Source organism: Flammeovirga sp. SubArs3 (assembly GCF_947387565.1).
GTDB lineage: Bacteria > Bacteroidota > Bacteroidia > Cytophagales > Flammeovirgaceae > Flammeovirga > Flammeovirga agarivorans.
Window position 1 is genome coordinate 512,317 of sequence record NZ_CANDOA010000001.1, and the last position, 26,790, is coordinate 539,106.

Here is a 26,790-nt window from a genome sequence, read left to right on the forward strand (position 1 = left end):
AGATGAGTTTATTTGATCAGACACAAGCTGTAGAGAACCACTTCGCAAAGAGCAATCCTAATTACTTGGAATCCATGTTCGGAAGAACAGATCTTGCTCCATTATGGATTGCAGATATGGAATTCAAAATCGCTGCACCTATTTCTGAGGAACTGAAACGTTTAGTGGATAGAGGGGTGTACAGTTATGAATTTATTGAAAAAGATGTTGTGCAAGCCATTTCCGATTGGAACCTCAAAAGACATCAATTACAACTTGATACTTCCTCTTTTCTCCAAGTTCCTGGTGTGTTAACTGGTATTTCTATACTTGTCAGAGAATTATCACAAGAAGGAGATGGCGTACTTGTACAGACACCAGTATACCATCAGTTCTTTAAATTAATAAAGTCTGCCAATAGAACTGTTGTAGAAAACCCTCTTAAAATTCAAGATGGGAAGTATTTCATCGACTTCGAAGATCTAGAGCAGAAGTTCAAGTCAGAGAAGGTGAAACTGATGATTCTTTGTAACCCTCACAACCCTGTTGGACGCGTATGGACCAAAGAAGAAATGATGCAATTGAACCATCTTGCAAATCAATATGGGGTAACAATTATTAGTGATGAAATTCACTCTGATATCACTTTTTCTACTTCAAAATTTAATAGTATTGCCTCTGTAGATACTTTACAAAAGCATATTGCAGTGATTGGTTCTCCTGCTAAAACATTTGGTATGCACAGTATCTCGAATGGTTATTTATATGTTCCCAATGAAGACGTTCGCCAGCAATTAAAATCAATTATCGGTGGTATGTATTTAGATCATGGCAATATTTTATCGGCTTACGGAACAATTGCCGCTTACACTAAAGGGGAAGCGTGGCTCAACGAATTATTGGGTTATCTAGAACAATCCAATCAATGGATCAAAGAGTTTGTTTCAAATGAGTTGCCTGCTGTCACACTTTTCCAACCAGAAGGAACGTATCAGATTTGGTTAGATTTTAGCTCTCTGAAACTTTCCGATGAAATACTACAACATTTAGTTGTTGATAAAGCAAAACTCGCACTAACCCCTGGTAATTGGTTTGGAGAACAACATGGACAATTTATGAGAATGAACATTGCATCTCCTTTAGCTACTTTACAAGATGCTTTTTATCGTTTAAAAAAGGCCATTGATGAAAGGGATCAACTTACTGAATTAAAAAAAGAAGCAAGTAAAGGTTGCTGTTCTTGCTAACTAATATATAATGAAGAAAGGAGAACGATTTCAATTACAATCGTTCTCCTTTTTTATTTACTCTCCTATATATCATCCTACAAACTACCATTGAACATTAAGTCCAAAATAAGCTACCGAATTTAAGTTTTCAGTTAATGGAACCTCTTTATGGTTATAATATATTTGATGTCTTATGTTGAGCCCTAACCATTTATTTACCATAAAATTTAATACTAATAAATTACCCAGCCCTCTATAATCTGTATCTTTTGTCGATTGATAAGTCAGCACTTCCCATTCTACTTGAAATAGCTTTGATATTGGAAATCTTGCTCTAGCAGAAGCACTCCAACTAAATGCTTCATGCAATGGTGTTTCGGTAAACTGAAAATTCAAGTACCCTGCCATCACATGCAACTGCAAATAAGTATTGGGCTTTTGTTTTAGTACATTCCAACCCATACCCCCACCTAAAAAAGAGGATTTATCTATATGGTATGATTGGGCAAAACCATTCAAACCATATACAACAGGATATATTTTCTGTTGATGTCCGTATTGCATCAAACCACTTACCCAAAAATCATTGACCACCTCAAACTCTTCCACTTTTATATACTGATAATTCACATCTAGTTCTACATATATTTTGGAATTATGTAAGGTCGATCGTAGTGTAGGCATAATACTGTACTGATTTAAATTTCCAGATTGATGTCTTCCAATTAACGACACTCTATTGTTCCATTTCAAGGTATCTAACTCTTGAGAAAAAGCGGTCATGCTAAATAGTATGATAAAAGAGAGTAGTAATGTTTTCATTTTTGTTTAATATAATATTATTGTATATACATTAATTAAATTAAAAAATATATTGTTACAACAACTAATGTATATACAATAGTATAGAAGAATTTTAGTTTTATCAACTTTTTAGTCTAAAAATTTACTTTATTCGATAAAAATGAGAGGATACAAGAGTTCCAATGAGTTTTTTTTAAGCCTTATCCTATATTGACTGTTTCTGAAAGAATTTCTTTCCACTCCGGGTTTTTCTTGATATATGCCGCTACAAATGGACATAAAGGGACCAATTTATATTCGGTTTTCTCTTTAATTTCAGTCAATACATCTAACACCAATTTTTTTCCTATTCCTCTTCCCCCTAAAGATCGAGGAACCTCAGTATGCGTTAAGTAAATATTACCTCGAGCAATCAGGTAATCTATAAATGCAATATGACCATCAACATGGTATTCGTAACGTTTTCTTTCTTGATTATTGATTAATTGATTTTCCATTTTGGGTAGGTGTTAAAGTACTGATAACCTTTTAGGTGTTGATCTAATTTAAGGATAATAATTGGTAGAACTATAATAAGTGATGGTCTGATTCAACTGCAAACCACCACTTTTCTTTTATAGGGCATGAATATATGTACTAAAATAAAATAATGAGATATTGATCACTGCAGACCACATAACTGCACTAATAAACATGTACTTTATGATTTGCCTTTTGTCTGCTCCTAATGTTAGTATGATGATCATTCCTAACGGAGGTCCAAAAAGAATCGGTGTAAGAAATGCTACACCTTTTATCCCATCTTTTCTCCAAATTTTTACGATCAGTCGATTTTTCTTCGTGAAGATTTTTCTCTTTTTCTTCTTCGGTCTACTCTTAAATTTTTCTTTAATGTAAGATCCTCCATAGGCCAATAGAATCACCATAGCCATCATTCCTGTAAAACATAAAATAATGGATTCATATACTGACAAACCTTCTTTTAATGCCATAAAAGGACCCAATTCGAATTTAAAAGCACTCATTATTATTATTGATAAATAATGTGCTAGTGTTTCCATTTGTGTTGTTGATTATTTTGATTGATTGTTAGGTGAATGTACCTTCTATTTTACTGAGTGTTTACTTTTAAAGATTTGATTTTTAATCTTCTAACCCCATTAATAGTACGTTTTGAATAGACTTTAATTAGTTTTTGGTAATAGATTCAATAAACCTAAAAAGTCACACTTTCATTATCTAGCTTCCTTAACTACATAAAAAAAGGGACGTATTTCTACCTCCCTTTGTATCTACTATCTTTATATTTTTTACTTTACATATTTATCATACAGCTGCTCCAAAATATTTTCTGGTGCCACGCACATTCCTGGGTGTACTTTAGAGCTTTGTAATAATGTTGATCTTGTTGCTGTTAGCCAACGAAAACGACTCGGCACATCTTGTTCACCAATCACACCTCCATGTTTTCCTCCTATACATACCTCTTCCCATGCCTTCAGGTAAGAACGCACTTCTTCTATGGCTATGTCAGGAGCAAAAGCCTCAAATAATTGCTCATTAATATGATATTTGATTTTAATAAAGCGCTTTGCCTTACAAAACATTATTACTCCTACATTCATAAATTCCTCTCGCTCCACTTTTGGAACAAAACGAATTATCGCATATTCATATACAAACTTATCCTCTTGCATCGATGGCTTCTTTAGTTAACACATCAATATTTTCTATTCTGGTGTTCAAAAATTCCTTGTACACCGCTCTCCTTTCTTCAGGAGTGGCATCAATAGAAGCCTCCGACAACCAATCATCAGGCAGCAAATTTACAATTCCTTCTATAATATCGGGAGTTAATTTTTCTTTGATTATAGATTTTGCATCTTCTAACCTAGCTGCCTTAGCCAATAAAACATGGTCTTTGATCATTGGAAACTTTCGCTGAGCATGGTCTTTCCATCCTTCCCATGAGTGATGGAAATATAAACTAGCACCATGATCAATAACCCACAGAGCTTTGTTCCAATTCAATAAATTTGTATTCCGGTGTGTTCTATCAATGTTTGTGATAATACTATCCAATAACACCACTTTAGATGCAGCCAAAGGATCAGCAATAGATACTAGAGGATCATAAGTAATTGCTCCGCTTAAGTAACTCATACCTAAGTTGAGCCCTTCAGAAAACTTTAATAAGTCTTGAATTTCCTCGTCCCCTTCCGATTTACTAAAAGTATCTACTAAATGTATAAAGACTAATTCCGGCATGTTTAGGTCCAACTGTCTAGCCATCTCACCACCCAACAATTCAGCAATTAATGCTTTGACACCTTGGCCAGCTCCTCTGAACTTAATGACATAGTCGAAACCGTCATCACATTCTACAATAGCAGGTAATGACCCTCCTTCTCTAAGAGGAGTTACATACCTTGTCATATTTACAGTTCTGATCTCTCTGTTGTACATATTTATCTATCAAAAATTTCACTCATACGATATACTTTCATGAGTGTTATTCAAAATAAATATTTCATCACAAACATTTAGGAGATACAGAATATTTTTTCGAAAAATTACCAAAAGTTACATTGAAGATAGGATACCTCTAATTACACTGTAACAGCATAATCCAACAACAACGCATGTAGCTAAAAGTAATATCACAAGGGTAAACCAATAGGCAAAAGTATCTGATAGCAATTTTTCACCTTGGTCATATATGTTCATCAGTTTATCCGCAAAAAATAACAATCCACAATACACTATACTCGAAGTGTAATAGTCTAGTCTTTTCATCTTATCGTATATTAAAAAGTCTCTTATCAAGAGGAATTGATTGATACATCAATTTACTGTTTTAATATACTTTACACAACCCTACTTTGAATCTTTTACGGTTTTTCTGGGCAGCTTGAACGCCAATTCTTGTTCGTTGGCTACAGTAACTCTAAAACCTGCATCTCTAATAAGATGTACCCAAATTTTTTGATCTATGTAACTTAGGTCAGCATATATTGTAGGGTAATCTGTTGTTAGCGGCTCAAAGTCTAATTTTAATTCAATATCTGGATAGATTTTATATCTCTCAGCGTCTTTCAGCTGTATTCTACCTTCGTATCTCTGTATTTTAAAACCATGTGTCTCAAAATACTCTACCATTCCTTTTCCAGAAATTTGAATTAATAGTGGTTGAGTTGGAATATTGTTCATTACCATCTCGGCAATGATTTCTTGATATCTCTGATCTGACATGTCTCCCTTAACGTAATTTCCATCACGTTTATTGGCATATCGAGCATCACCACTTTTCAACCATTTTACCGTTTCAGGCTTATTATGGTCTACATATCCTTTTTTAGAGGAAGAGCAGGAGGTAATACTTAGTGCTAGAATCAAAGAAAAGATACTACTACGTAACATGTTAATTTTTATTTAAATGAGATCTAGTTATACGAGTTTGTTCGGGATGCAACTATACATTTTATCAAATAATCTTAAAATATAAGTTGACTTACCTGTTTTTTACTATTTAAACTAGTTGTTAAAGTTCATTCACAAATTTAATAAAATAATTATTATACTTTTGTGTTGGGTAAAGAATCATAGATATTAAGTATCTATAAAACATTGACTCCCCTTCACTGCTTTGCAATGAAGGGGTTTTTTTGTTAATAGACAAATCTTTTAGACCTATCTTACCTTATTATTTCCTAAAAAACAGCTGGATTACCTTCCTTATTATCAATATCATAGAAAATCATACATCCTTTTTCTAGTCATTTTTCTCCTTATCGCGATCAAATAAGTTTTTTGAACATCATTGGTGACATTATACCTCTTAGGATATTAGTAAGTGAGAGACAAAAAAATACTATGAAAAAGATTATAATAATTTCGCTTCTACTGTTCAGTTCATTCATCGCACAAGCTCAACTTGTTATTGTTGTTCAAGCTGTTGCCTCATCAATAAAAGCTCCCAATCAATTGGATAACGTTACATTTTATGTGGATGGTGATTCCGTTGTTGTTCCAGTTACCAAATTAAAGAAACAAAAAGTGGCCGATTATGACAGTATTAAAGTATCGACTTTAATGGCTGCTGATAAAGTGCATAAAGTATATGGTGATAGCGTTGCTATGTCGGAAGTTCCCGAAGACGCTTTATTTTATGAAAACACCAAAAGATATAGAAAAGCAAGAATGTCGACTCTATTTGCGGCTTCTTCATGGACACTGACACTTTTAAACCCTTATTTTCTGATTGTAGCCCCACTACCTACTATTCAGGCACTAAAAAGAGATAAGACCGTCGACAAAGCGTATGTTATGAGCGGAAAAGAGTGGCGAGAACACCGTGATGAATATAAGGCTTATCGCAAACAGTTTAACAAGAAGAATATGAAAGATAGAGAAGAAGAAGAAACCTCTTTTAGTGAAGAAGCTATCGTAAAAAAATAAATCATTTTCTGAGACCTAAATAACGGGTCTCTTTTTTTATACTATTGATTTTCTTCGTTATTACCACTTATTGATAATTTATTAAACATTAAATGTTCATATTTTTATCATTTATATTTACCTTTGTAGTATGATTGGTTCCCCTAGACAAATGCTACTTTAATTAATTATGGTCTAATACAATCGTAAATTAAGATGAGTGAATTTGATATCTCCTCTCCTGAGGAATTTGACAACTTGAATGAAGAAGAAAAAAAGAGGTTTAAAGAAGAACATTTTCAAGCAAGTGGTTTTCCATCACCTGCTCAAGAATATGCTAAGGATGATGTGTCTGCCGATGACATAATCAACAGAGGATACAATACTTTCTTCTGTAGAATGCAGCGTACCGTTCCTGAATGGCGTTTCCAGAAAGGAGACTTTATTGTCGTTTCTAAAGGAACAGATATTCGCATCCATGAATTTTTTATAGGATGGTATAATAATGAGTTTAGAGTACTTCGAATGGGAAAAAATGGGTTCTGGACTTCTCCCCATACTTTTTCCAAAAGTCAGGTACAAGTATGGGGAAAAGTGACCCATGCTATTGTGTCTTATCAGCAAAAGCACTTGTAGTTGATTAGGCCTTATTACCCTTAACGATTAAACCAAATACTGATTTTATATAAGGATAATATTATGATCTAAATATCAACCATTCAAAATACAAAAACTATCTATTCCTCTATTAACTCTGGAGTATGAGAAACTAAGTTATCAAACTCATTTCTAATATCTAAACCACTTGGTTTATCAGTTTCAAGTGGATTAATAGAGAAAGAATTTTCCCAATCATCATTCTCCGTCTCTGAATATTCTAATGTCGGAGCATATTCATAATGAAGATACTCACGTTCTTTAGTTTCAAAAGTCTTATTTTTTTCATAGATATCAATAACCGGATTGCGATTTTCAGGTGAGGCACTTTCATAGGATTTATATATACCTGAAGTTTCTTCAAAAGTATAATAATCGACTATCATTGTATCGTACTCATATGTTTCGTAATTGTAAATAGGCTTTTCAGTGTGTGTCTCTCTATAAGAAATTTTAATAAAGGACCCATTACCTTTTAAGTGAAATTCTGTTTGTATAAACTCTCCGAGTCCTGTCTCTTCATCAATTTCACCATGTGTTTCGTACAATACTTGGTTTACAGCATCTTCCCTAAGGAATGCTTCCTCTTTATCACAACTTCCAAAAACAACTAATACTAAAACTGAGTAAATAAATTTTTTCATTTTCTTAAATTTTAAAATAGATAATACACCAAATGATCATTAAGGTGGGTAAACAATCATATATTGTTCTTTAATGATAACAGGACAAAAGTACAAAAAAGAAACAACGTTACTTATTATATTAAAATTTATTTGTATTAAAATTACAAGAATTTGCTTTAACTTTTTTTTCCAAGGAAAACATTCACACCTTTAGGTTGAGGATTTCCAGAAATACGTCTCCAACTTACTACTTGCCCCACATGAGTAAGAGCATCTGCAATCTGTCCGTTCAGTAAATACCAAAATGGAAAGCTCTGAGATGCTCCCATATAATTATAATTTTCTAGCTCTTCATCAGGCATTACTTTTAGCCTATCACTTAGGTCTTTGTATAGATATAAGGTTTCTGCTCTAAATTCTTCGTAAGTAGATAAATCTGTTTTCTTTTTCATATGTCCACCTAAAACATTGTTGGCAGCAAAAGCAAGGTGATAAATATGACCTAACAGTTCGAGCATATTGCGACTATCTTTTTCTGGTCTAAAGTCTATTTCTTTTTCTGTGAGTCCTTCTGTTGCCCAATAATAACGGAAGCCTAAACCGTCTATCATTCTGGCGATAACATGGGTACTACTGATTTCTTTTGGTAAGGGAGGAATTGATGAATATGGTAATTCAGACATTCTAAAAATTGATTAATGGTGAAGTGCTGAAGATACTAAAAAGCCATTGATTTCATGTAGGTAACCAAATCTTTTATCCTGTTTAAAAAATATCTTTCTTGCTACACAAATTACATAAACCATTAATTGTCAATTTTTTAACATCAAAAAATATGAAATTGTATAAATTACAATTAATTTAGTAGAATATGCAGCAAGGAAAAAGATGGCTTGACTGCGGCACCTAATAATTAATCTCATCTTCTCATTACCATATAAAATTAACCCAAAACTGATATGGAAATCACGATTAACCAAAAGAATTATATCTTGTTATTCGATACACAGCAAGACCTTAATGCAAGCAGACAATATCTAGCTTCCACAACAGGTAATATCTGTTCTAGATTGAGTAGTTTCAAGTATGATATTGGTGAAGCGCTTCCTGAGGGAGGTAAAATAGAGCACATTATCACTTATAAAGAAATGAACGATCAGATTGCTCCTTTGTTAGAATCATCAAAAAGAAAACGAAGAAAGAAATCTGATGCCTAGTATTTGTTAAAGGTAGCGAGCTACCTAAAAGCATTTACATCAATGAAATCGTTAAATCGATCATCCAAATAAAAACATTCCGAAAGCATTTTTGGGATGTTTTTTTTGAGTTCAAGAAAAAAAGAGATAAATTATTAAAGCATTGAGAAAAATGCACCCAAAGAAAAAATACCCAATTAACTACACTTCAACTGAAGTTTATATCAATGAGATTATTAATAACCTTACTACTGCTGATTATTAACTATAGTGCCTTTGCACAAATTGGTCCCTTCAATCATGAAATCAAAAACATAAATATCAAAGATTTATCGTCTAATAAATTGATGAAAATTGAGGATGATACGTTTGCTGGTGATAAAGCCATAAAAGTGCTTGAACCATATATGGGGTATAATCAGGAAGGAAAAGTATCTTATTTTTATAATTATACTACCGGAGAGATTGAACTGTATTTAAAGAATGAAATCTCTAGCTTAGTGATTTATGATTATGAGATTACAAGAGAAATATGTAATATCTATTTTATCATCGATAGTAAGATCAAGTTACATGCAAGCTACAACAAAAGTGATGGTAAAACTATAGACATTGTTTCTTATCAAAAAGACCGGAGATCAGGTGAATGGGTAAAGGTCATTACAGAAGAATAAAATTACTTACAATAGATAGATAAGCTCTTGGAGGAAAGTGTATATTTACACCAGAATTCAAGAGTTTTTGTATGTTACTAAAAAGAAGAGATGAAATCAATGTAGAGCAATGGGATGAGTGTATTGAGCAGTCATCGCAGTCTACTATTTTCGCTTTTTCATGGTACTTGGATATTACAACAGAAGATTGGTGGGCAGTTATCGTCGAAGAAAAGGGTAAATATGTATGGGTGATGCCCTTTCCCATAAAGAAGAAGCTCAATTACTATTATATTCAGATGCCTGTCTACTGTCCTGAATTAGGATATTTCTCTACTGTAGCTTCTTCAGAACAGCTTTTTTCAAATGCACTTCAACTGATACAACAAGAAGTACGATACTGCATCAGTTATATAGGTAATCAGCATAACAACTTTGGAAATTCTGTTTTCTATGAAGATGTAACTATAGACCTTAATAAGAACTGGAAGGAAATATATGCTCAGTTTAGTAAGGATAAAAAGACGAATTATAAAAGGGCAAAGAAGTACCATCAAAATATGTATTCTTCTGATAATCCTACAGCATTGGTACAACTATTTATCAAACATACCATACCAAGAATTGGAGATGTAAATATCAAAGATGCTGAAACTATCATTCCTCAATTAATCGCAACAAGTATTGAGAAAGGAAAAGGAAAATTGTATTATACTAGATATGAGGATAAAGAAGATGCTGCAGCATTCTTCTTTAGGCATCAAAATAAATTACAATACTTTCTCAATAGTGCCGATGAGCAACAAAGAAAACGTAATGGAAGAATGTATATTCTCTCCAAGATTATGAAAGACAATAGTGATAAGCCACTTACCTTTCATTTCGGTGCCTATATCAAAGAAAATAGTCTAGATGATTACAGTATGCATGTCCGACCGTATTTTGAAGGTTTTGGTGTAAAAAAGGTAACATTTCCAGCTTTAGAATGGAATCACTTACCGATACATATTAATGCGATTCATCAACTAAAGAAAGCCATTTATAAGATCCTTTATTAGCGTCATCTGTGAGCTCTAGGAATACAAAAAGAGAACCCAAATTGAGTTCTCCTTTCTATCAATATACCTAATTAAATACTATCTTATTATTCTCTAACTTCATCTTATTATAACATGAAGTAAAAAATGTCACCCCTTCTTCCCATTATTTTTTGAAAAAAATAATTTATCCCAAAATACATCCAAGAAGGGTAGTTATCCGCTAGCTAAAAAGGATACTGATTAAGGATATAACATTAAGCACTCCAAATAATAATTCGGCCATAGTTCCTTGAATAATCTGTGGATTGGGTTTACCATCTAAGCCAATACTTAAGAGTCGACCTGTGGCAAAGCCTAAATACAAAACAATAGCAACCATAATTGATGAAAGCTCCATTGATGAAACGAACACACCTAAAAGTACAAACAAGCCTCCGATAACAGTTACAGCACCTCCACCTCTCATTTCATTAAAAATATCTTCTTCTCCTTCCAACTGTAAGTTAGGATTATCGGAATAGGATTTTAGACAATACGATTTGATGGGATTAAACACTCTCATGATACCTCCAAAAATTAATAAAGCACCAGATAAAGAAAGAACTACAATTTTAAAAATTTCCATTTCGTTTATGTTTTAAGTTTGTGATAACACAAAAGTAGAAATGGCTTATGACAAGGGTATGTCAGGGGTATTTTCAAAAAAGTAAATAAAATAAAAAAAGAACCCAAAATGAGTTCTTCTTTCAATATCTTATTTTCTACCTAATCAACTTAAACATATTATCTATCTACATTTACTAATACCGTAAACAAAAAAATGTCACCATGAAAAGGAAGAAAATTTAAAGAGATACTGAAAATTTTTGTTGAGGCTTTAACACCTCTCCATAATATTTTTGCTGATGGCTTTGCTGTACTTTATCTACTAGATCCCAAGACCATTTTTTTCCAGACACTTCAGAAAGCTTTTTAGAAATGCCAAAAAATGTAGCACCACGGCCAACATTTATTACATAGCTATTTACAACTACTTTATTTGTTTTTGGAACATGAGATAATAATGCTCTATTATCATTCTCTACATTATAACCTACTGGCACTGCAGATGTTGTTAAACAAAATAATACTACTGTAAGAAAAGAAATCAATAAATTTTTCATAACTATTAAATATCTAAAAGATGATCATCACCTTGTGAATACAACTACTTTATTTTCTATATGTTACAAATTTAATCATTGATTATATTTTACACAAATTATTTGTTTATTTTTTTAACATGTGGATTTATTTATCAATTAAAGAGCTAAGTACATCTTCTGATGAATGATTCCTGTTTTTAATGAGGGGTATTTATTTCCTTCAGTAAGGAAGCCATGTTTTGCATAAAAGTCTAAAGCTGTTTCTCTTGCACTTAATTCTATTCTCTCAATATCAAGTGATTTTGATTTAGCCATAAGCTGCAATAATATAGCTTGTCCAATACCCTTTCTTTGGTAATCTTCATGGATCGCCATTTGAGATATCACAGCTGTGTTTTCCACTTGATGAAGTCTGCCAGTTCCTAAAACTGTATTCTCAGAATTTAGACAAACAAGATGTATACTTTCATGTTCAAAAGCATCGTTGATCAGACTATGTGCCTCAGGCATATTTTTGAAGAAACAATCTATCCTAATATCTACCCCAGCTTGATAGAATACATCTGTAGTCTCTATAAATTTAAATTGAAGTGATTCTTGCATTTAAGGCGTTGAATAATGTTGTATTGAAACTGGTAATTGACCTATTGGTGATAATTCCTTCTTAAAGGCTTTCATAATACTCTTCTGAGCATATGGTGAATCTTGATAGGTAACTAAAATTGATTTGATACGATCATAACCTTTTATTTCATCAAGTCCATAAACATTGCCAAGGTGTAAATAGGTTATTCTTTCGGAAGGTAACTCCAAAAATAGTCTTTCTCTAATCACAGTAGGAATATCAAAATGATTGAACGGTTTGATATTAATACCATGAAGGCTGACAATAATATGATCGAATTCTTGTAGAGTATTGATAGTTGTTTGTAGACTTTCAATGGAATCACTTTCTTTCCATTTGAAAATAGTTGCACCTAAAGTATCTAAACCATCAACTAAAATATCTTCTTTCTTTTTCTTGATTTCCTTTAAGTGATGTGCAACATTATCTCTAGTACTTGTTGTTTTACTTTCAATTTGTAAATTGAGGTAAGCTACTTTTTTAGAAAAGTCGACAGCTAAAGGTTTACCCAATTGTGTTAATGCCTGATCAAATAATTTTTGAGTTAGTTTTTTGGCTTCGACATCCTCTTGATGCAGTGCAGAAGAATAATTGATCGTATGTAAATTCTGTAAACCCACCCAACGTTTCATAGCCAGAATTTTTGTTACAGCATCATCTAGTAGAGAAATTGATAATTTACCAGATGAGATACTATCTAAAATACATTGTACTCCTGCTGCTACATCACAACTGTTTGTAATAATATGATTACCCGCTAAAATTGCTTTCAAATCGGCTTCTCCATTTTTATAATGGTTGGTGATGCCTTGCATATCCATCGCGTCTGTAATTAGTAATCCTTCAAACTGTAACTCCTCTGTTAGAATATCTTTTATAATTTTAGATGAAACAGTGGTCGGCATATTATCTGCATCATCCCAAACAGGAATTTGCAAGTGAGCAGTCATGATACTACTTAATCCTTCTTCTATTAATTTTTTAAAAGGATACAGTTCGATATGGTGTAACCGTTCATTAGAATGATTCAATTGTGGTAACTCTAAATGGGAATCCGTTGCAGTATCACCATGACCTGGAAAATGTTTGGCATTATCTAGAATATTTTCTGATTGTAACCCTTTCATGTAAGCTATACCTTTTCGGGCTACATTTTCTTTATTCTCTCCAAAAGAACGATAATTAATAACTGGATTGGATGGATTATTATTGACATCAACTACAGGTGCCAAAGGAGAAGAGACTCCTAACGCCTTACATTGTTGAGCAACCTTTTTACCCATATCATAAATGAGTTGATCATCCTGGATAGCACCTAATGTCATTTGATAAGGAAAAGATAAACCATCAGATAATCGCATACCTATTCCCCACTCTGCGTCCATATTTATAAACAGTGGTACTACACTTTTTTGTTGGTATAACTTGGTTAGCTCAATCTGTTGATCAATGCTACCCTGAAAAAAAGTAAGTCCACCTAAATGAAAGTTTTCGATCAAAGATAAGATCTCGTTTTTGTGCTCCTCTCCTCTATTCGAAAAAGCCGCCACTTGAAATAACTGTCCGACTTTTTGTTTTAGGCTCATAGATGATAAGGTCTTTAATACCCAATCATCCGATATATGTTTTAAAAATTCTGGTTTCATTATTTATCAGAAGTAACTTCTTTTAATAGTCTCGCTTTAATTTGTGAGATATAAGATTTAAGCATTTTCTCTTCTACAGGAAAGTTATTTTTTCTTCTTCTAGTAAGGTAGGCTCTTATTTCTTCACCAAGTCGTTGCTCTAACTTTAGATTAGGTTTCGTTTTTGAAAGACGATCGAATTTCACTGAAATTAAATCTTTACCTTGATTTCTTAATTGATCTGCTTTTGATTTCTTCTTAGGAAGTAATGCCTTTCCTGTTATCTTCTTTTTTCTTAACATTTGTGATCTAGGGTTTATCTCTTTGGACTAAGTTAATAAATTTAGCTGTGATCTTTCAGATAGAATGAGTTCTTCAAATAACACTGAATTCCCATTTCACTGGCATCAAAATGAGGTAATGGTAAATTAGTAGGAGTATACCATCCCCAAGATTCGCATTTGTCTGGTTCCATAATTTTAGGTTCTCCAACGAAATCTTTAACGAGTAAAATCACAGAGATATAATGCGTATGAAATTCTTTGTATGTTTTTAGATTGTTGGTTACACTAATTACCTCTGGGTGTTCAATGTGTAAACCGGTTTCTTCTTCCACTTCTTTTATCGCAGCCTCTTCAAATGTCTCACCATTTTCTAGATGCCCTCCTGGAATTGAATAATAAGGAGCATGGCTCCCTTTTCTCTTTCCTATAAGTACCTTACCTTCTTTATTCAGAATAATAACACCAACTCCTACTTTAGGTCTATCCATCACTTTCTTCTTATAACATTATGAACGATTCCTTAATATTTCGATTTTGGTAAATTTGCCAAAACCGAATGAATACACAAAACTAAATAGCACTATTTAAATTTTCTTGTATGAACATTCAACTAATGCCATTTTTTTTGATTTTTAAATTTGTGAACTGATCAAAATTGATGCTTCTTGAAATCATCAAAGAAGAATAATCAATAAACAACACATTAACACACGTTGTTTTTAAAGATAAATTAGTTGGAAGTTTGTTTGTTAGTTTAGTTTATTAAGAGGAAAAGAACCTTCATTTTATGATGGTTCTTTTTATTTATATACACATTCATTCTTTGTCAAAAACGTTATAACAATTACAAATAACTACTTCGCTAAAGTAAAATTATCGTTAAAGTATAGTGTAGATAAATACTAAAAAGATGAACAGTAAAATCAACAAAACTTATCAAAGTAATCCTTTTGGAGATCGTGTCATTTACTCTTCTGAGAAAGGAGAAATCGCTTTAGATTACCCTTGCTATTTACAGCATTCTAAGTATGAACTTAGAAATATAAAAGGAGATGTTATTCAAAAAAATGAAGCCTTTACTAGTATAGAAAAAGCGGAAGTAAGAATCGAAAGGTTGTTATCATAAGAAGTTAATTCATATAAATTAAAAAAGCCACATTTAAGGATGTGGCTTTTTTAATGAGTATATATTGGAAAAGTACTGTCTAAAAATACGACAACCATATCTTCCTCTAACACTTAATACTCTATTAATATTTAGAGTGTAAATGTTCTAATTGTTGTTCTTGAAGCAGTAATACAAATCTTAGATATTCCATTGTATCTGCTTCTGTTTTATTATGAATATCATTGAATTTGTTATTAGCTAAGAAACCATTTGTCAACTTTGTAAGATAGACAGAATCCTGTTGTAAAGTTTCTATTGTGATCACATCTACTAATGAAGAGATTTCCTCTACATTTTTATCATACTGTGCTTGTAATTCAGCAAGGGATTTTGGTTCTTCTTTTTTTTGGTTACAACCAAATGTTAACCCTATTAAAGCAATACCCAGTAGTATCTTTCTCATTTTTCGTTTATTAAATTATAATCTCGTATACGCCGCAATATAAGTAAAAGATCACCTATGATAAGCCTATCAGGATTTAATATAGTTTAGCAGAAGATAGATAAGTATAGATTTTTTTATAATTTTACATTTATAAACAAACCCCAATTTTTTTTATGAAAGCTTCGACTATTTTTCTTTTACTTACAATTTTTTCTATTTGTTCGTTTGCTCAGGAAAAAAGAAAACTACTTTATGGTGTTCCTGGCGTCGAAATTATAGCAAAAGAAGGAGGTGAAATCACCTTTAAAAGCGACTACATCCAACAATCAAAATTTCAAAGAACGTTGGATAATTTTAAACTGCATATCGAACATTACAACAAGATTCGGTTTGACGAAGACAATTTTGCACAGAACCTTCAATTTGTTTACGAGTTGGAAACAGAGCAAAAGGACTCTATGAACAGAATCATTCTAAGAAAGACAAAACAGAAACTTGTTAATTGAAAAGATTCTAAAAGAATAATTAAAAGGCATTTGAAGAAATTCAAGTGCCTTTTTCTATTGAAGCAATATAGTTACCTCATCAGTCATATAAACCTGAATTATAAAAACCCATAACACAATACACTTAATAATTGTACTTTTCTAATTTTATCATATTAAGATTTTTGAAATATTCATTTCTATCTATGATATATTTGTTGTCATGAAAAAAAAGGTGCTAATTAGTATTATCAAAAAAGAAAGACACAAAAAGCTGATAATAAAGGCTTTTTAAAAGATAAATTAGTTGGAAGTTTGTTTGTTAGTTTAGTTTATTAAGAGGAAAAGAATCTATGTTTTGCATGGATTCTTTTTTTATTTATATGATTTTAAAATATGACTATTATAGTATTTTGGGCATAAAAAAAGCATCCATTAATGAATGCTATATATATGAATATGTATTTTTTAATTCTTTCTTTGTAATCCTAATTTTCGTCGGATTTCATCTTGTGATACTCCTTTTCTAATAAGATCACCTAAACTTGTTCCTTTCTTGAAACGTCCTTTAATAGGATGTGAAATAGAGCTTGAGTTCATAAAATTTTCCATTTAGTGTACTTATAAATACGAAATCGAGGAATAAAAAGTTTACTATGGAATATCAATAAGATTTAACAGAGATGAATGATTTAAAAAATAATATCAGAAATTTTGAGTTGAAAATGAGGTTTATCCACTAGTCTTGTCCATCTTCCTCCCCATTTTAAACCACACTCCTCTCCTAGTTCACCTACCCTATTCCAGTGTTTGGAATTCCAGTTCAATGCTCCATTTTCTACTGGACATACATCGATCGCCCAACCATAATTATGATACGATAATCCAGGAATTGCATTAGTGACAATCCCTCCGGGAGCTGTTCGTCCTTGTGCATAAAGCTTTGCTTGAGTATCTAAGTCTCTAAAACCCCTGACCAATCTAATATTGATACCTTCTTTCCTTGACTTCTCAATTAAAAGGTTCAGCTTCTTTTCTAATAAAGGATGAATACCATTTGGTGTTGCATACGGCTGACTGCTCACCGTATGGGTCATTATCCATACCAATGCAGTTCTAGCTTTTACATAGGTCCATTTGGGGGCATATAAATAGGAAGAAATAATAGTAACCACTAAAATTACTATGGTGAAGGTTGAATATTTTATGAATGCTTTCATATAAAAAATAAAAAGCCACCCTATTCTAGAATATCGCAGGGTGGCTAATTACAAGTAAGGAACTATAGTTGTCTATAAATCCCTTCTCTCATCATTTGAAGTTCTTTATGTTCCTCAATCATTATATAATGACTTTCATGAACAACTTCTACTTTATGTTCTTTATCTATAGTAATTACACCAACTACCATATTTTCTGATTTTACTTGTGCAATAGCTTCTTTTGCAAGATCTACATTTACAACAACATAAAATTTATGACAGAATGTAGCCAATTCATTTAAAGAAGAAATATACTTTAAATCATCGGCAGTAGATATATATTGATATCCTATGATTAAAGGGAAAATATCTTGGCTATTTAATTTTACAAACTGAACCGCTTCGATATTCTTACTTTGGCGTACCTCTTTCCCATCTTCAACAAAACGAATATTAAAATCGTTATGCTGCTTAAATGATAATTCATTTAGTTGAATGGCATCAAAAGCCTCATCTTGATAACGAAAAGCATAACCTACTTTTCCAATTGCTTTTACAACTCCAGAAGTTTGTAAAAGTGATTGAATTACCTTTGGGGTTAATGCCGCTTTTGAAGGTTTTGCCTTTACCTTGCTCTTTCCTTTTTCATCTTTTTCAGAAGCTCGAATATCAGTCCAAGCCTTATGGATAGATAAATCTCCATCGATCACCGATCTGACAATATTCTCGCCACCTTTTTCGATGATCTTTTTCATCTTAGTCACATTCTTAGTAGAAACACCTGCAATTTTTGCAGCTTCTTCTGCTCTATTAATTCTGCCACTAGGATCCATATTTAAGGTATCTTTAAAAGCTTGAAGTTCTAATTCGTCTTCACTCTTTTCTTTTACCTCTTCTTTAACTTTAGCCTTTGCTTCAGTCTGTTTTTTTTGCCCTTTATTAAACGATTCAACTTGACGTTTCTTTCGTTCTTTTGCTTCAACACCTAAAAATTCTGTGAGTTGTAGTGCAATGGTAATCTTTTCAGCATCACCGATATTTCTTCGACCTAATTGGTTTCTAAGCATCCATATTCTCACATCATTATGAGAATTGAACTTCAACTCTTTACTAGGAACATATTCTAAACCTAATTTGATGGCAGCTTCACATCTATGGTGACCATCTACTACAGTATGAACTACTCTAGCTTTACCAGAATCATCTCTTAATGTATGAGTCCAATATAAAATAGGTTCACGTACTCCTTCTTCTTTAATTGATTTCTCAAAATTCTGAGCCTCATCGGCAGTTTGTTTTCTGATGAGTTCTCTGTATTCTGGTTCAATATGGAAAGATCCAGGAGATTTATAATCTACTTGTGTTAGTTTTTCAGAAGATTCTTTCTCGCGGAGAGAGGTCATCCCCTGCTTATGTTTTTCTTCTTCTTTCTTTTTAAACTTATCTAAATTGAGCATGGGCTTTAATCTTATTAATCAATCACGGGTAAAAGCTCTTTTACTACTGCTTTTACTTCATCAGTTGGATTTAACTGGTCAAAGTTAGTATCTCTTTGGTATCTAATTGCATCCGGTAAGAAAGAATTTAACAAAGTAAGACCTAAATAACCATTTAGTTCGAAAGGCATCTTTGATTCTTTTACTGTTCTGTTGACACGATTTCTAATACCAATAATTTTAGTTGGCAGATCCAATGAATCTCTAACATCTGCAATGTTACTGATACTCGAAATGGTTGGCCCCAAAGCTGTTTCATTTAGAGTGATAGGTACAATGACATCAGAATTCGCAATAATACTTGTCAATAAATCAGTAACAGCTACATACCCTGCTGTATCAACAAGGATATAATCATAATTGTACTGATTGTCTTCAATTAATTTGCGGTACTTCTCTGATACAGCGATAGAGTTAGAATCGAAAGCAATTACATCAATGTTATCTACTGAACCATTTTCAGCATACATCATTAAAGTTTGTTGTGGATCTGTATCAATACACAAGACTTTTGCAGTAGGTCTTAATGTGGCGATACCAACAGCAATCTGACGAAGTAAAGAGGATTTAGTATTTCCTCCTTTTGAGTTAATAAATGAAATAACTTTCGAAGGCTCTCCCTTGACAATATAATCTAATGGTACCTGAAAGATATCAGAGATCTTAGATAAACCTGAATACGGTATCTCTACTTTACCTTTTTCCCATTTGATAAGACCTTGAACAGAAATATCGATTAGCTGAGCTAACTCTTTCTGCTGCATATTGTTCTTTTTACGAAGTTTGACGATGTTATCTCCGATCATTGTCTTAAAAGTTATATTATTGTATAGTTACAAAGCTATATATTTTGTAAATATGGTACAAGTATTCCATAAAAATTATACTAAAGATTAACTGAAATAATTAATTATGTATCGAAATTCCTTGAAATGTACGGTATACCTATACATATAATTATTTTACAGTACACCATATCGATTCAAAAGTGTATGTAATTCTGTTCTAATGTATAGATATACCGTATATAAGCCTTATATATGTATAGTTTTACCGTATTCGGAAGTATTTATTTTATTAAAAATGTATTGATATACCATAATATTGAAGGAAAAGCTATCATTTATGGTATATCTATACACATTAATTGAAATTATACAGTAAACAGAGAAATAATATTAAAAAATTAAATAAAAATGGTATAGGTATTTATTTAATATTGTATATACTTTGTTTATTTATAGGGTAACATAACTATCTGAAAATCAAAGATTAAAGTGCTTTATGTATGTATAGATTTCCCGAATAAAAATGTATAGATATACCATATACATATGTATAGTTATACCGCTCATTGATGTATTATAATTCTTTAGATGTATTGTAAGTAATATAACTGTATAAGAAAGTCCTTTATATGCATAGTTTTACCGTAGTATTATGTATAGATATACCATACATTTAAGTGCAATTCCAGAATTTATGTACATACCTGAATCTTCCTATAGAAATAAGAGTGTATTGAATCATCAGAATATGTATAAAATTTAAATACTATGTATAGATATACCGCAGTATTATGTGTTGGTAAGTCCTTAAATGTATAGAATTACCGTAATTGTGTTTCATGGATACATCTTTTGCTATATAATAAGTTTTGAACTTAATTAATTCACCAGATAATACATAGTTTATGTATTTGATCTCCTGAACATGTATAGTTTTCCCGCTAATTACTATCGATACATGTTCTTTTCATGGTTATATGAGAATTTACCTCCTGAATATGTATAGATATACCATAATAATGTAGAAATATGACTTCTAATGTATAGGTTTACCGTATATAGAGAACATATTCGTTATTATTTATGCTGTTGATATGTATTATTTGCCTTATACCTGTAACGGTTTACTTAAATATGTATAGATATACCGTATAAATATGGGAACATTTGTACTAAAGAAGAATTCTGATACATCATATCAGAAAAACTATACATGTATTGAGTCTTATCTGTATAGAAAAGTTAAACTATGTATAGTTATACCGTATATTTTAGTCTTTAAAAGAGAAATCAATTACATTTTTGAGGATAAACATGAAAACCTACATTTTTTGGTACATATATACCTGCTTATTGAGATAAGATGTATGAATAGTGAAGCTATTATATGTAATAAAATTCTTAACTATGTATAGTTGTACCGTAATAATTATAGAAAATGTATGAATTACCCGACTATTTTTTTGCTTTTATGTATAGATATACCGATAATGTGAATCGAAAATGCGGTAAAGCTATACATATTAAAGAAATAGACTAAAGAAACTTGTCTTCAGATGGACATTTTAAATAAAATACGTACCAGTAGTAATAAAGTAAAACGTCATAATCGTTTTATTAAAGCAAAACAGAAGAAACCCCTACCCTTAGTTTCCCAAAAGTTGCTACTGTTTGCTTTTACACTGAATGATTTAACTGCAGAGGATGAAATAGAATTTAAGGTATCTGAGTTTTTAGGAAGACATCCTGGAGGTAAAGATCTTAAGCAGCTAGATTTTGGTTGTGATGCATTAGCAAGTGCTAAAATTACTTTAGGAGAGGCAGACCACGACTCTAGTCAATTTGATAGAGAATATATTCCTCTTTTTTCAAAGATAAAGTTGGATAAGACTTCTATTAAGTTCCAGTTTAATGGAAACTTTAAGAACCTCTTATCCCCTACAGGTAATTATACTCAGTACTTGTACTCTAGTGTAAGACACATGCGTTCTCCTCATGCAGTGAGAATGTACGATTTGTTATCGCAAGGTGTAGGTAAGTACAATTCAAGAAAGATATCTGTAGAAGAGTTAAAATCTATATTAGGTCTATCAGATTCTAAATCATATAAAAACTTTGCAGCATTTAATCGTTCGATTTTACAGAAATGCTTAAAAGACATCAATGAGAATACTGATTTAGAAGTACGCCTAGAGTTAATAAAAACGGGACGAAGGTGTACACACTTGGAGTTTTTCTTTACGAAAAAGGAATCAGAGAAAAAGAAAAGTATTGCAGCTCCTAATCAGCAAAATGCTTCAAATCAGTCTGATAGTAATGAAACCATGCAAAATTCATTACAGCAGAAGATGAAGATGTTGCAATCTTTAGGATTCTCAAGAGAAGAAATTCTTAGAGAATTATTGAAGACAGATGTTGTGAATGAAGTGGAGGAAACGATAGAAGTAGAATCAAAGGTTGTTGAAGAACCTCAACCTATGCAATCTTCTATAGATTTCGAATTTCAAGGTAAAATAAACAAGTTGCATACTCGTCTTACAGAATTAGGAATGGCTCAGGACATCGTTCGTTTGGCAGTTCAACGTTACCAAAGTAATCCGAATTGGAAAATTTGGCCAGAGGTAAATGCGGTGAAGATGGCACAGAAAGACGGTCAGAATTTCCCTAATGTACATACATTGAAAAAATGGATCATTGGAGAATAAGTGATCAAATAATATACATTGAAAAAAGCCTGTAGAAAACATATTTCTACAGGCTTTTTTTATCCCCTTAAGAAGAAAAAAACTCAACACAAAATGTTGAGTTTTTACTCTAAACTGATATTGATATTATCCTAAAAGTGTAATTTGATTATTAAATCTGATGCTATATCTCATAAACTTGTACAGTATCTAATTGTTTATGAATACTAAATTTTTTTTCAATATTTTTTCAGAATGTATGTATCAGCCTATAAAATGTATTGTGAGGGTGAAATATGTATAGATATACCGTATTTCAATAATTTATAAGATTTCACTAGCTAATTGTTCAAAGTCTTTACAACCTCTTGAAGTTGGAGCATAGTCAAAGATGTTTTGTTTAGAAGTAACTGTGCCTTCAAACCCAATGGTATGATGTATGATCGTATCAAATATATTGAAGTCACTCTTTAGTCTATCATTGATATGTTTTAAAAAGGATTTATGTGATGAATTTGAACTCTTGATTCCTGTAAACAGTATATGCGAGTTCCCTAAAGATGTATTGATATCCCTTACCGATGTAATCATTTTTGTCATGGTTGATAAACCTTGTGTATTATAACTTTCAGGGTGTACAGGAATGATAAGGTCAGTTGAGGCTAATACTGCAGATATACTTATTGCATTGAAAGATGACGGACAATCAATTAGAATATAATCATAAAGGAAGCTAAAGTGCGTAAAGGCATTTCTGATTTGATATATTCCAGATAAGCCACCCATTCCATATTGAATATTGGCAATATCCAATTGTATTGAAGATGTGATCATATCTAGGTGTTCTCCTATAGGTGTAATGATTTTATCTTTTTCTGTAGATGGGTGTTGAATCAAATGATAGAAATCAACATCAACTTTATTTTTAGCATATTCACTTAAAGCAGCTTGAGGATCAGCATCAATAAGTAATACCTTTTTCCCTTTCATGGCTAAAGCCTTTCCTAAGTTTAACGTGGTAGTGGTTTTACCAGAATTAGCCTTATTGTTTAAAACAGAAATGATATTTACATCCGTCGAATTTTTATAACCTAATGGAGTTAGAAGCCTTTCTAACTCCTCTACATGTTGTTGTTTTAATCCTTGTGTTCCGCTCAGTGCCTTTCTAAGAGAATTCGTTGGAATCTTTGCTTGTCGTTCTAATTCAGAAACATTAAGTAATTTATTCTGCTTAATAAAGTGAATGACCTTTTCTGTATTCATTGGAAAGACTATTAATTATATAACTTTTTTAAAGTCTGTATATATACTAATATTTGCATAATATAGTATTTAAATATACTTAATAATTGACAAAGATCTAATTTAAAGTAATTAAATATACTTAATATGTTATTTTTAGTCTAAATATATTCTTTTTGCTTATCTCTATTATTTGAGGAAAATATGGTAATCCACAAAAAAAATACAGAATGTGGGAACTATTTTCTAAAAACTATTGATTTAAAATACGTTATTGACGAGATTATCTTAAAATTTAAGTGATTCTGAATCATTTTTTTGTTAAATTTGCGGGTTGATCATTATTAGAGATGATAATTGTTCGTCAAGGATAGTTTCATTTCAATGATTATAAAGCAAGTATTCGATAGAAAAATAATCATATAAGAATAAATATGTCAATATTATCATTCCAAAAGCCGGAAAGAGTTGTAATGGAAAAGGCCGGTGATTTTAAAGGTCTTTTTGAGTTCAAACCTTTAGAAAGAGGTTATGGTGCTACTATTGGTAACGCCTTCAAAAGAACTTTGCTTTCTGCTCTAGAAGGATATGCAATTGCAGGTGTTAAGTTCCTTAATGCAGTTCAAGAGGAGTCAAAAGTTTCTGGCATAGCGGAACCATTATCAGAAGTTGTTTTGAACTTAAAGCAAGTACGTATTAAAACAATTGCTGAGTCTCCATCACAAAAAATCGTTGTTGATTTAAGTGGAAAGACTGAATTCAAAGCTTCAGATATCAAGGATTTCACTGAAGAGTATGAAGTTTTGAACCCTGAATTGGTTATTTGTACTTTGGATGGTAGTGCTAATCTTCAAGTAGAAGTTACTGTAGAGAAAGGTAGAGGTTATGTTATGGCAGACAATCAGGTATTAACTGATGCTGACACTACAGGTCTTATTACTATCGACTCAGCATTTACTCCAATTAAAAATGTTGAGTACCACGTAGAAAATACTCGTGTTGAGCAACGTACTGACTACGAAAAATTAGTGATTGAAATTGAAACTGATGGTACTTTACTTCCTGAAGTTGCTTTACAAGGTGCTGCAAACATCTTAATTCAACACTTCGCTCAAATCACTGACAAAGAGATTACATTTGATGTTACTCCTCGTCAGCAAGATCCTAAGTGGACTCCAGAAGAGATCAAGAAACGTGCTATGTTAGAGACTCCAATCTCTGATCTTGAGCTTTCTGTACGTGCTTACAACTCATTGAAAGCAGGTGAAGTGAAGACACTAGGTGAATTAGTTTCTTTAGAAGTTCGTGACCTAATGAAGTTCCGTAACTTTGGTAAGAAAACTTTAACGGAATTAGAAGAGATGTTATCTGATAGAGATTTAACTTTCGGAATGGACGTTTCTAAGTACCGTTTAGGAGAAGATTAATCTAAAGCATTAATTGCTAATACATAGAAAAAACCTTTCAGTTATGAACTGAGAGGTTTTTTTTGCTTTGGTATTCGGCTTTCTTGTGTATGTAACAGACAATCTTTCAACTTAAATCTTCTTTTCTCTACTACGTTTGCTTGGACTTGTATAACTAAGAGAGTGATAATCTACATCTCCTATTTTCATAAACTTGCTAGTCGGTAGACAATTTATTCTTACTACAGATGTGTTTCCTCCAATAACAGTAAGCGTTTCTAGCCCTTTATATTCTTGCTTATTCAGATTATCTGAGAGTACTTCAATAATATATACTCCTTGATGTAGATGTATCGATGTAGGAACATCTCTATAGTCTTCATAGGCAAAAACAAGCTGGTTCGTTTGCTTATGTATAATATTTACCGCAAAATCATCTGTGATAGTCATTTCGTGATTATAATTGAAAAAGTGATTCCCATGAATATCTAGTTGTATTGTAACCCTTCCTAATTGGTTTTTATTCTCTAGTGTTGAATTGCATGATGATGCAAATAGTAGTACAATAGTTGGCCATAATAAAGGGGAAATATTGATTTTCATGATACAGGTTGATTTATTTCACAGTGATGTTGGTTGTGTTTTCTTTTACGGTATTTGTTAGGGGTGGGGTTATTTAAGAATTGTAATAGAAAGGCATTTTTTCTTAATTATTGATCACAAAATAGTGGACAGGGGAGGATTGCCCACTTGTATTATTCTAAGAGAAATACAGGATAATACAGGTGAATGAGATAGATTTCAAGCAAATATTGATTTTATAGAAATAATAGTACATCAATAAAAAATATCAGTAACCCTACTTTATTCCAAAAACAAAGTCATATTTTAGTGTGTTCAACTAGCTACATGACACAATTGAAAACAAATAGTAATCGTTGAAAACTCGTTTTTAGTTGTGCCGTATAGTTACTTTATATTTGAAAGCATATTATCATAACTTAAAATGTTGTTGAAGCGTACTGTCGTTTTTCTTTTATTCGTCTTGTTCAGTGGAAATGTAGTAGTATATGCTCAGGAGAACAGCTCAGCAGTCGACACCCACTTTTTACAGAAAGGAGACACTATTCATCCTATAGAGGTTCGTGACTTAAAAAATAAGCCATATACCACTCCCAGTATTGGAGAAAAGGTACTATTGATATTTTACCCTGATCCTGATAATCCTTCAGAGAACGATTATTTTGTAGAACAGACCAAGCAGTGGAAATTTCCTTTAGATAAATTCCATGCATACGGTATTGTCAATTTAAAAGACACCCCTTATCCTAATGGAATTATCCGATTTATGATTAGAATGCTAAGGAAACGTTCAAAGAGAGAGGCTGGAGCTTTAATACTTACTGATCCTAAAGGTGTAGTTCAGACAGAATGGAATACTGGTGATTGTAATAATCATATTAGTGTACTGGTCGTAGACAAGACAGGAGAAGTGATTTTCTGGAAAGCAGGCCCTATTAATGAAGAAGAGACCGCATATGTTATTGATGAGCTGGTAAAACGCTTACCTGAGGCCAGAAAGTTGACGGCTGAAGAATTAAAAGCAATGGAAATTAATGATTAAACATTGTCCA

General features: G+C 32.0%; 33 protein-coding genes. 11 read left to right on the plus strand and 22 right to left on the minus strand.

All coding sequences use genetic code 11. The annotated features are described in order from the left end of the window. Positions 1-2: 2 nt before the first annotated feature. Positions 3-1,226, plus strand: a complete 1,224-nt coding sequence (locus tag QL232_RS01960) for a PatB family C-S lyase (RefSeq protein ID WP_281612846.1) — start codon at positions 3-5, stop codon at positions 1,224-1,226. Between the two features lie 84 nt (positions 1,227-1,310). Here QL232_RS01960 and QL232_RS01965 read toward each other — a convergent pair whose 3' ends face one another. From QL232_RS01965 to QL232_RS01995, 7 genes are all read right to left on the minus strand, one after another. Further along, a complete protein-coding gene (locus QL232_RS01965) occupies positions 1,311-2,030 on the minus strand; it encodes a DUF481 domain-containing protein (protein WP_281612847.1) in 720 nt (239 codons plus the stop codon). 182 nt (positions 2,031-2,212) lie between these two features. Beyond that, positions 2,213-2,509 (minus strand): GNAT family N-acetyltransferase, encoded by a 297-nt coding sequence (locus QL232_RS01970; RefSeq protein WP_281612848.1) that lies wholly within the window; start codon positions 2,507-2,509, stop codon positions 2,213-2,215. Between the two features lie 117 nt (positions 2,510-2,626). Further along, a complete protein-coding gene (locus tag QL232_RS01975) occupies positions 2,627-3,073 on the minus strand; it encodes a hypothetical protein (RefSeq protein WP_281612849.1) in 447 nt (148 codons plus the stop codon). A gap of 249 nt (positions 3,074-3,322) precedes the next feature. Next, positions 3,323-3,709, minus strand: a complete 387-nt coding sequence (locus QL232_RS01980; RefSeq protein WP_281612850.1) for a DUF3037 domain-containing protein — start codon at positions 3,707-3,709, stop codon at positions 3,323-3,325. Further along, on the minus strand, positions 3,696-4,478 hold the full coding sequence (locus QL232_RS01985; protein ID WP_168882294.1) for a HipA family kinase: 783 nt from the start codon (positions 4,476-4,478) through the stop codon (positions 3,696-3,698). Before QL232_RS01985 ends, QL232_RS01980 begins: the two co-directional genes overlap by 14 nt. Before the next feature lie 117 nt (positions 4,479-4,595). Further along, positions 4,596-4,808, minus strand: coding sequence for a hypothetical protein (locus QL232_RS01990; RefSeq protein ID WP_168882295.1), 213 nt, complete (start codon positions 4,806-4,808; stop codon positions 4,596-4,598). 81 nt (positions 4,809-4,889) lie between these two features. Then, a complete protein-coding gene (locus tag QL232_RS01995) occupies positions 4,890-5,432 on the minus strand; it encodes a hypothetical protein (RefSeq protein ID WP_168882296.1) in 543 nt (180 codons plus the stop codon). A gap of 453 nt (positions 5,433-5,885) precedes the next feature. Here QL232_RS01995 and QL232_RS02000 point away from each other — a divergent pair, with 453 nt between their 5' ends. Then, positions 5,886-6,470, plus strand: a complete 585-nt coding sequence (locus QL232_RS02000; protein WP_281612851.1) for a hypothetical protein — start codon at positions 5,886-5,888, stop codon at positions 6,468-6,470. 195 nt (positions 6,471-6,665) lie between these two features. Then, positions 6,666-7,085, plus strand: a complete 420-nt coding sequence (locus tag QL232_RS02005) for a hypothetical protein (protein WP_168882298.1) — start codon at positions 6,666-6,668, stop codon at positions 7,083-7,085. A 101-nt stretch (positions 7,086-7,186) separates the two neighbouring features. On the opposite strand, the gene QL232_RS02010 is transcribed toward QL232_RS02005, so the two are convergent. Together QL232_RS02010 and QL232_RS02015 are read right to left on the minus strand one after the other, a co-directional pair. Next, the gene (locus QL232_RS02010; RefSeq protein ID WP_281612852.1) at positions 7,187-7,750 is read right to left on the minus strand and encodes a hypothetical protein; all 564 of its coding nucleotides are present in this window, start codon (positions 7,748-7,750) and stop codon (positions 7,187-7,189) included. Positions 7,751-7,908: 158 nt separating this feature from the next. Continuing rightward, positions 7,909-8,415 (minus strand): hypothetical protein, encoded by a 507-nt coding sequence (locus QL232_RS02015; RefSeq protein ID WP_281612853.1) that lies wholly within the window; start codon positions 8,413-8,415, stop codon positions 7,909-7,911. A gap of 276 nt (positions 8,416-8,691) precedes the next feature. Here QL232_RS02015 and QL232_RS02020 point away from each other — a divergent pair, with 276 nt between their 5' ends. The 3 genes from QL232_RS02020 to QL232_RS02030 all read left to right on the plus strand — a co-directional run bounded on the left by QL232_RS02020 (position 8,692) and on the right by QL232_RS02030 (position 10,639). After that, a complete protein-coding gene (locus tag QL232_RS02020) occupies positions 8,692-8,949 on the plus strand; it encodes a hypothetical protein (RefSeq protein WP_281612854.1) in 258 nt (85 codons plus the stop codon). Between the two features lie 206 nt (positions 8,950-9,155). Next, positions 9,156-9,602, plus strand: a complete 447-nt coding sequence (locus QL232_RS02025) for a hypothetical protein (protein WP_168882301.1) — start codon at positions 9,156-9,158, stop codon at positions 9,600-9,602. 71 nt (positions 9,603-9,673) lie between these two features. After that, positions 9,674-10,639, plus strand: a complete 966-nt coding sequence (locus QL232_RS02030; RefSeq protein WP_281612855.1) for a hypothetical protein — start codon at positions 9,674-9,676, stop codon at positions 10,637-10,639. Between the two features lie 202 nt (positions 10,640-10,841). Here QL232_RS02030 and QL232_RS02035 read toward each other — a convergent pair whose 3' ends face one another. From QL232_RS02035 to QL232_RS02060, 6 genes are all read right to left on the minus strand, one after another. After that, complete coding sequence (locus QL232_RS02035) at positions 10,842-11,246, minus strand: DUF4345 family protein (RefSeq protein ID WP_281612856.1); 405 nt, start codon at positions 11,244-11,246, stop codon at positions 10,842-10,844. 220 nt (positions 11,247-11,466) lie between these two features. Beyond that, on the minus strand, positions 11,467-11,784 hold the full coding sequence (locus QL232_RS02040) for a hypothetical protein (protein ID WP_281612857.1): 318 nt from the start codon (positions 11,782-11,784) through the stop codon (positions 11,467-11,469). A 138-nt stretch (positions 11,785-11,922) separates the two neighbouring features. Next, positions 11,923-12,369, minus strand: a complete 447-nt coding sequence (locus tag QL232_RS02045; RefSeq protein WP_281612858.1) for a GNAT family N-acetyltransferase — start codon at positions 12,367-12,369, stop codon at positions 11,923-11,925. Beyond that, positions 12,370-14,037 carry a glycoside hydrolase family 3 N-terminal domain-containing protein gene (locus QL232_RS02050; protein WP_281612859.1) on the minus strand — a complete coding sequence of 556 codons (1,668 nt, stop codon included), beginning with the start codon at positions 14,035-14,037 and terminating at the stop codon, positions 12,370-12,372. It lies immediately after the preceding gene. After that, positions 14,037-14,318 carry a hypothetical protein gene (locus QL232_RS02055; protein ID WP_168882307.1) on the minus strand — a complete coding sequence of 94 codons (282 nt, stop codon included), beginning with the start codon at positions 14,316-14,318 and terminating at the stop codon, positions 14,037-14,039. Before QL232_RS02055 ends, QL232_RS02050 begins: the two co-directional genes overlap by 1 nt. Before the next feature lie 41 nt (positions 14,319-14,359). Further along, entirely contained in the window at positions 14,360-14,788 is a 429-nt protein-coding gene (locus tag QL232_RS02060) for an NUDIX hydrolase (protein WP_168882308.1), read from the minus strand. Positions 14,789-15,210: 422 nt separating this feature from the next. Here QL232_RS02060 and QL232_RS02065 point away from each other — a divergent pair, with 422 nt between their 5' ends. Then, entirely contained in the window at positions 15,211-15,426 is a 216-nt protein-coding gene (locus QL232_RS02065) for a hypothetical protein (protein ID WP_281612860.1), read from the plus strand. A 124-nt stretch (positions 15,427-15,550) separates the two neighbouring features. On the opposite strand, the gene QL232_RS02070 is transcribed toward QL232_RS02065, so the two are convergent. Then, the gene (locus tag QL232_RS02070; RefSeq protein WP_168882310.1) at positions 15,551-15,871 is read right to left on the minus strand and encodes a hypothetical protein; all 321 of its coding nucleotides are present in this window, start codon (positions 15,869-15,871) and stop codon (positions 15,551-15,553) included. Positions 15,872-16,026: 155 nt separating this feature from the next. Between QL232_RS02070 and QL232_RS02075 the strand changes: the two genes are divergently transcribed. Continuing rightward, entirely contained in the window at positions 16,027-16,359 is a 333-nt protein-coding gene (locus QL232_RS02075; protein WP_281612861.1) for a hypothetical protein, read from the plus strand. A gap of 447 nt (positions 16,360-16,806) precedes the next feature. On the opposite strand, the gene QL232_RS02080 is transcribed toward QL232_RS02075, so the two are convergent. The 4 genes from QL232_RS02080 to QL232_RS02095 all read right to left on the minus strand — a co-directional run bounded on the left by QL232_RS02080 (position 16,807) and on the right by QL232_RS02095 (position 19,842). Then, the gene (locus QL232_RS02080; RefSeq protein ID WP_262889529.1) at positions 16,807-16,938 is read right to left on the minus strand and encodes a hypothetical protein; all 132 of its coding nucleotides are present in this window, start codon (positions 16,936-16,938) and stop codon (positions 16,807-16,809) included. Positions 16,939-17,030: 92 nt separating this feature from the next. Continuing rightward, on the minus strand, positions 17,031-17,558 hold the full coding sequence (locus tag QL232_RS02085) for a M15 family metallopeptidase (protein WP_281612862.1): 528 nt from the start codon (positions 17,556-17,558) through the stop codon (positions 17,031-17,033). 62 nt (positions 17,559-17,620) lie between these two features. Further along, positions 17,621-18,997 carry a ParB/Srx family N-terminal domain-containing protein gene (locus QL232_RS02090; protein WP_281612863.1) on the minus strand — a complete coding sequence of 459 codons (1,377 nt, stop codon included), beginning with the start codon at positions 18,995-18,997 and terminating at the stop codon, positions 17,621-17,623. A 14-nt stretch (positions 18,998-19,011) separates the two neighbouring features. Then, complete coding sequence (locus QL232_RS02095; protein WP_168882314.1) at positions 19,012-19,842, minus strand: helix-turn-helix domain-containing protein; 831 nt, start codon at positions 19,840-19,842, stop codon at positions 19,012-19,014. A gap of 1,538 nt (positions 19,843-21,380) precedes the next feature. Between QL232_RS02095 and QL232_RS02100 the strand changes: the two genes are divergently transcribed. Then, positions 21,381-22,529, plus strand: a complete 1,149-nt coding sequence (locus QL232_RS02100; RefSeq protein WP_281612864.1) for a replication initiation protein — start codon at positions 21,381-21,383, stop codon at positions 22,527-22,529. A 303-nt stretch (positions 22,530-22,832) separates the two neighbouring features. Here the strand turns inward: QL232_RS02100 and QL232_RS02105 are convergent, their stop codons facing one another. Continuing rightward, positions 22,833-23,771 carry an AAA family ATPase gene (locus QL232_RS02105; RefSeq protein WP_281612865.1) on the minus strand — a complete coding sequence of 313 codons (939 nt, stop codon included), beginning with the start codon at positions 23,769-23,771 and terminating at the stop codon, positions 22,833-22,835. Positions 23,772-24,184: 413 nt separating this feature from the next. Between QL232_RS02105 and QL232_RS02110 the strand changes: the two genes are divergently transcribed. Then, complete coding sequence (locus tag QL232_RS02110) at positions 24,185-25,177, plus strand: DNA-directed RNA polymerase subunit alpha (RefSeq protein WP_168882317.1); 993 nt, start codon at positions 24,185-24,187, stop codon at positions 25,175-25,177. 111 nt (positions 25,178-25,288) lie between these two features. Here QL232_RS02110 and QL232_RS02115 read toward each other — a convergent pair whose 3' ends face one another. Further along, on the minus strand, positions 25,289-25,759 hold the full coding sequence (locus QL232_RS02115) for a DUF4493 domain-containing protein (RefSeq protein WP_168882318.1): 471 nt from the start codon (positions 25,757-25,759) through the stop codon (positions 25,289-25,291). A gap of 403 nt (positions 25,760-26,162) precedes the next feature. Here QL232_RS02115 and QL232_RS02120 point away from each other — a divergent pair, with 403 nt between their 5' ends. After that, on the plus strand, positions 26,163-26,780 hold the full coding sequence (locus tag QL232_RS02120; RefSeq protein ID WP_281612866.1) for a YtfJ family protein: 618 nt from the start codon (positions 26,163-26,165) through the stop codon (positions 26,778-26,780). Positions 26,781-26,790: the final 10 nt, after the last annotated feature.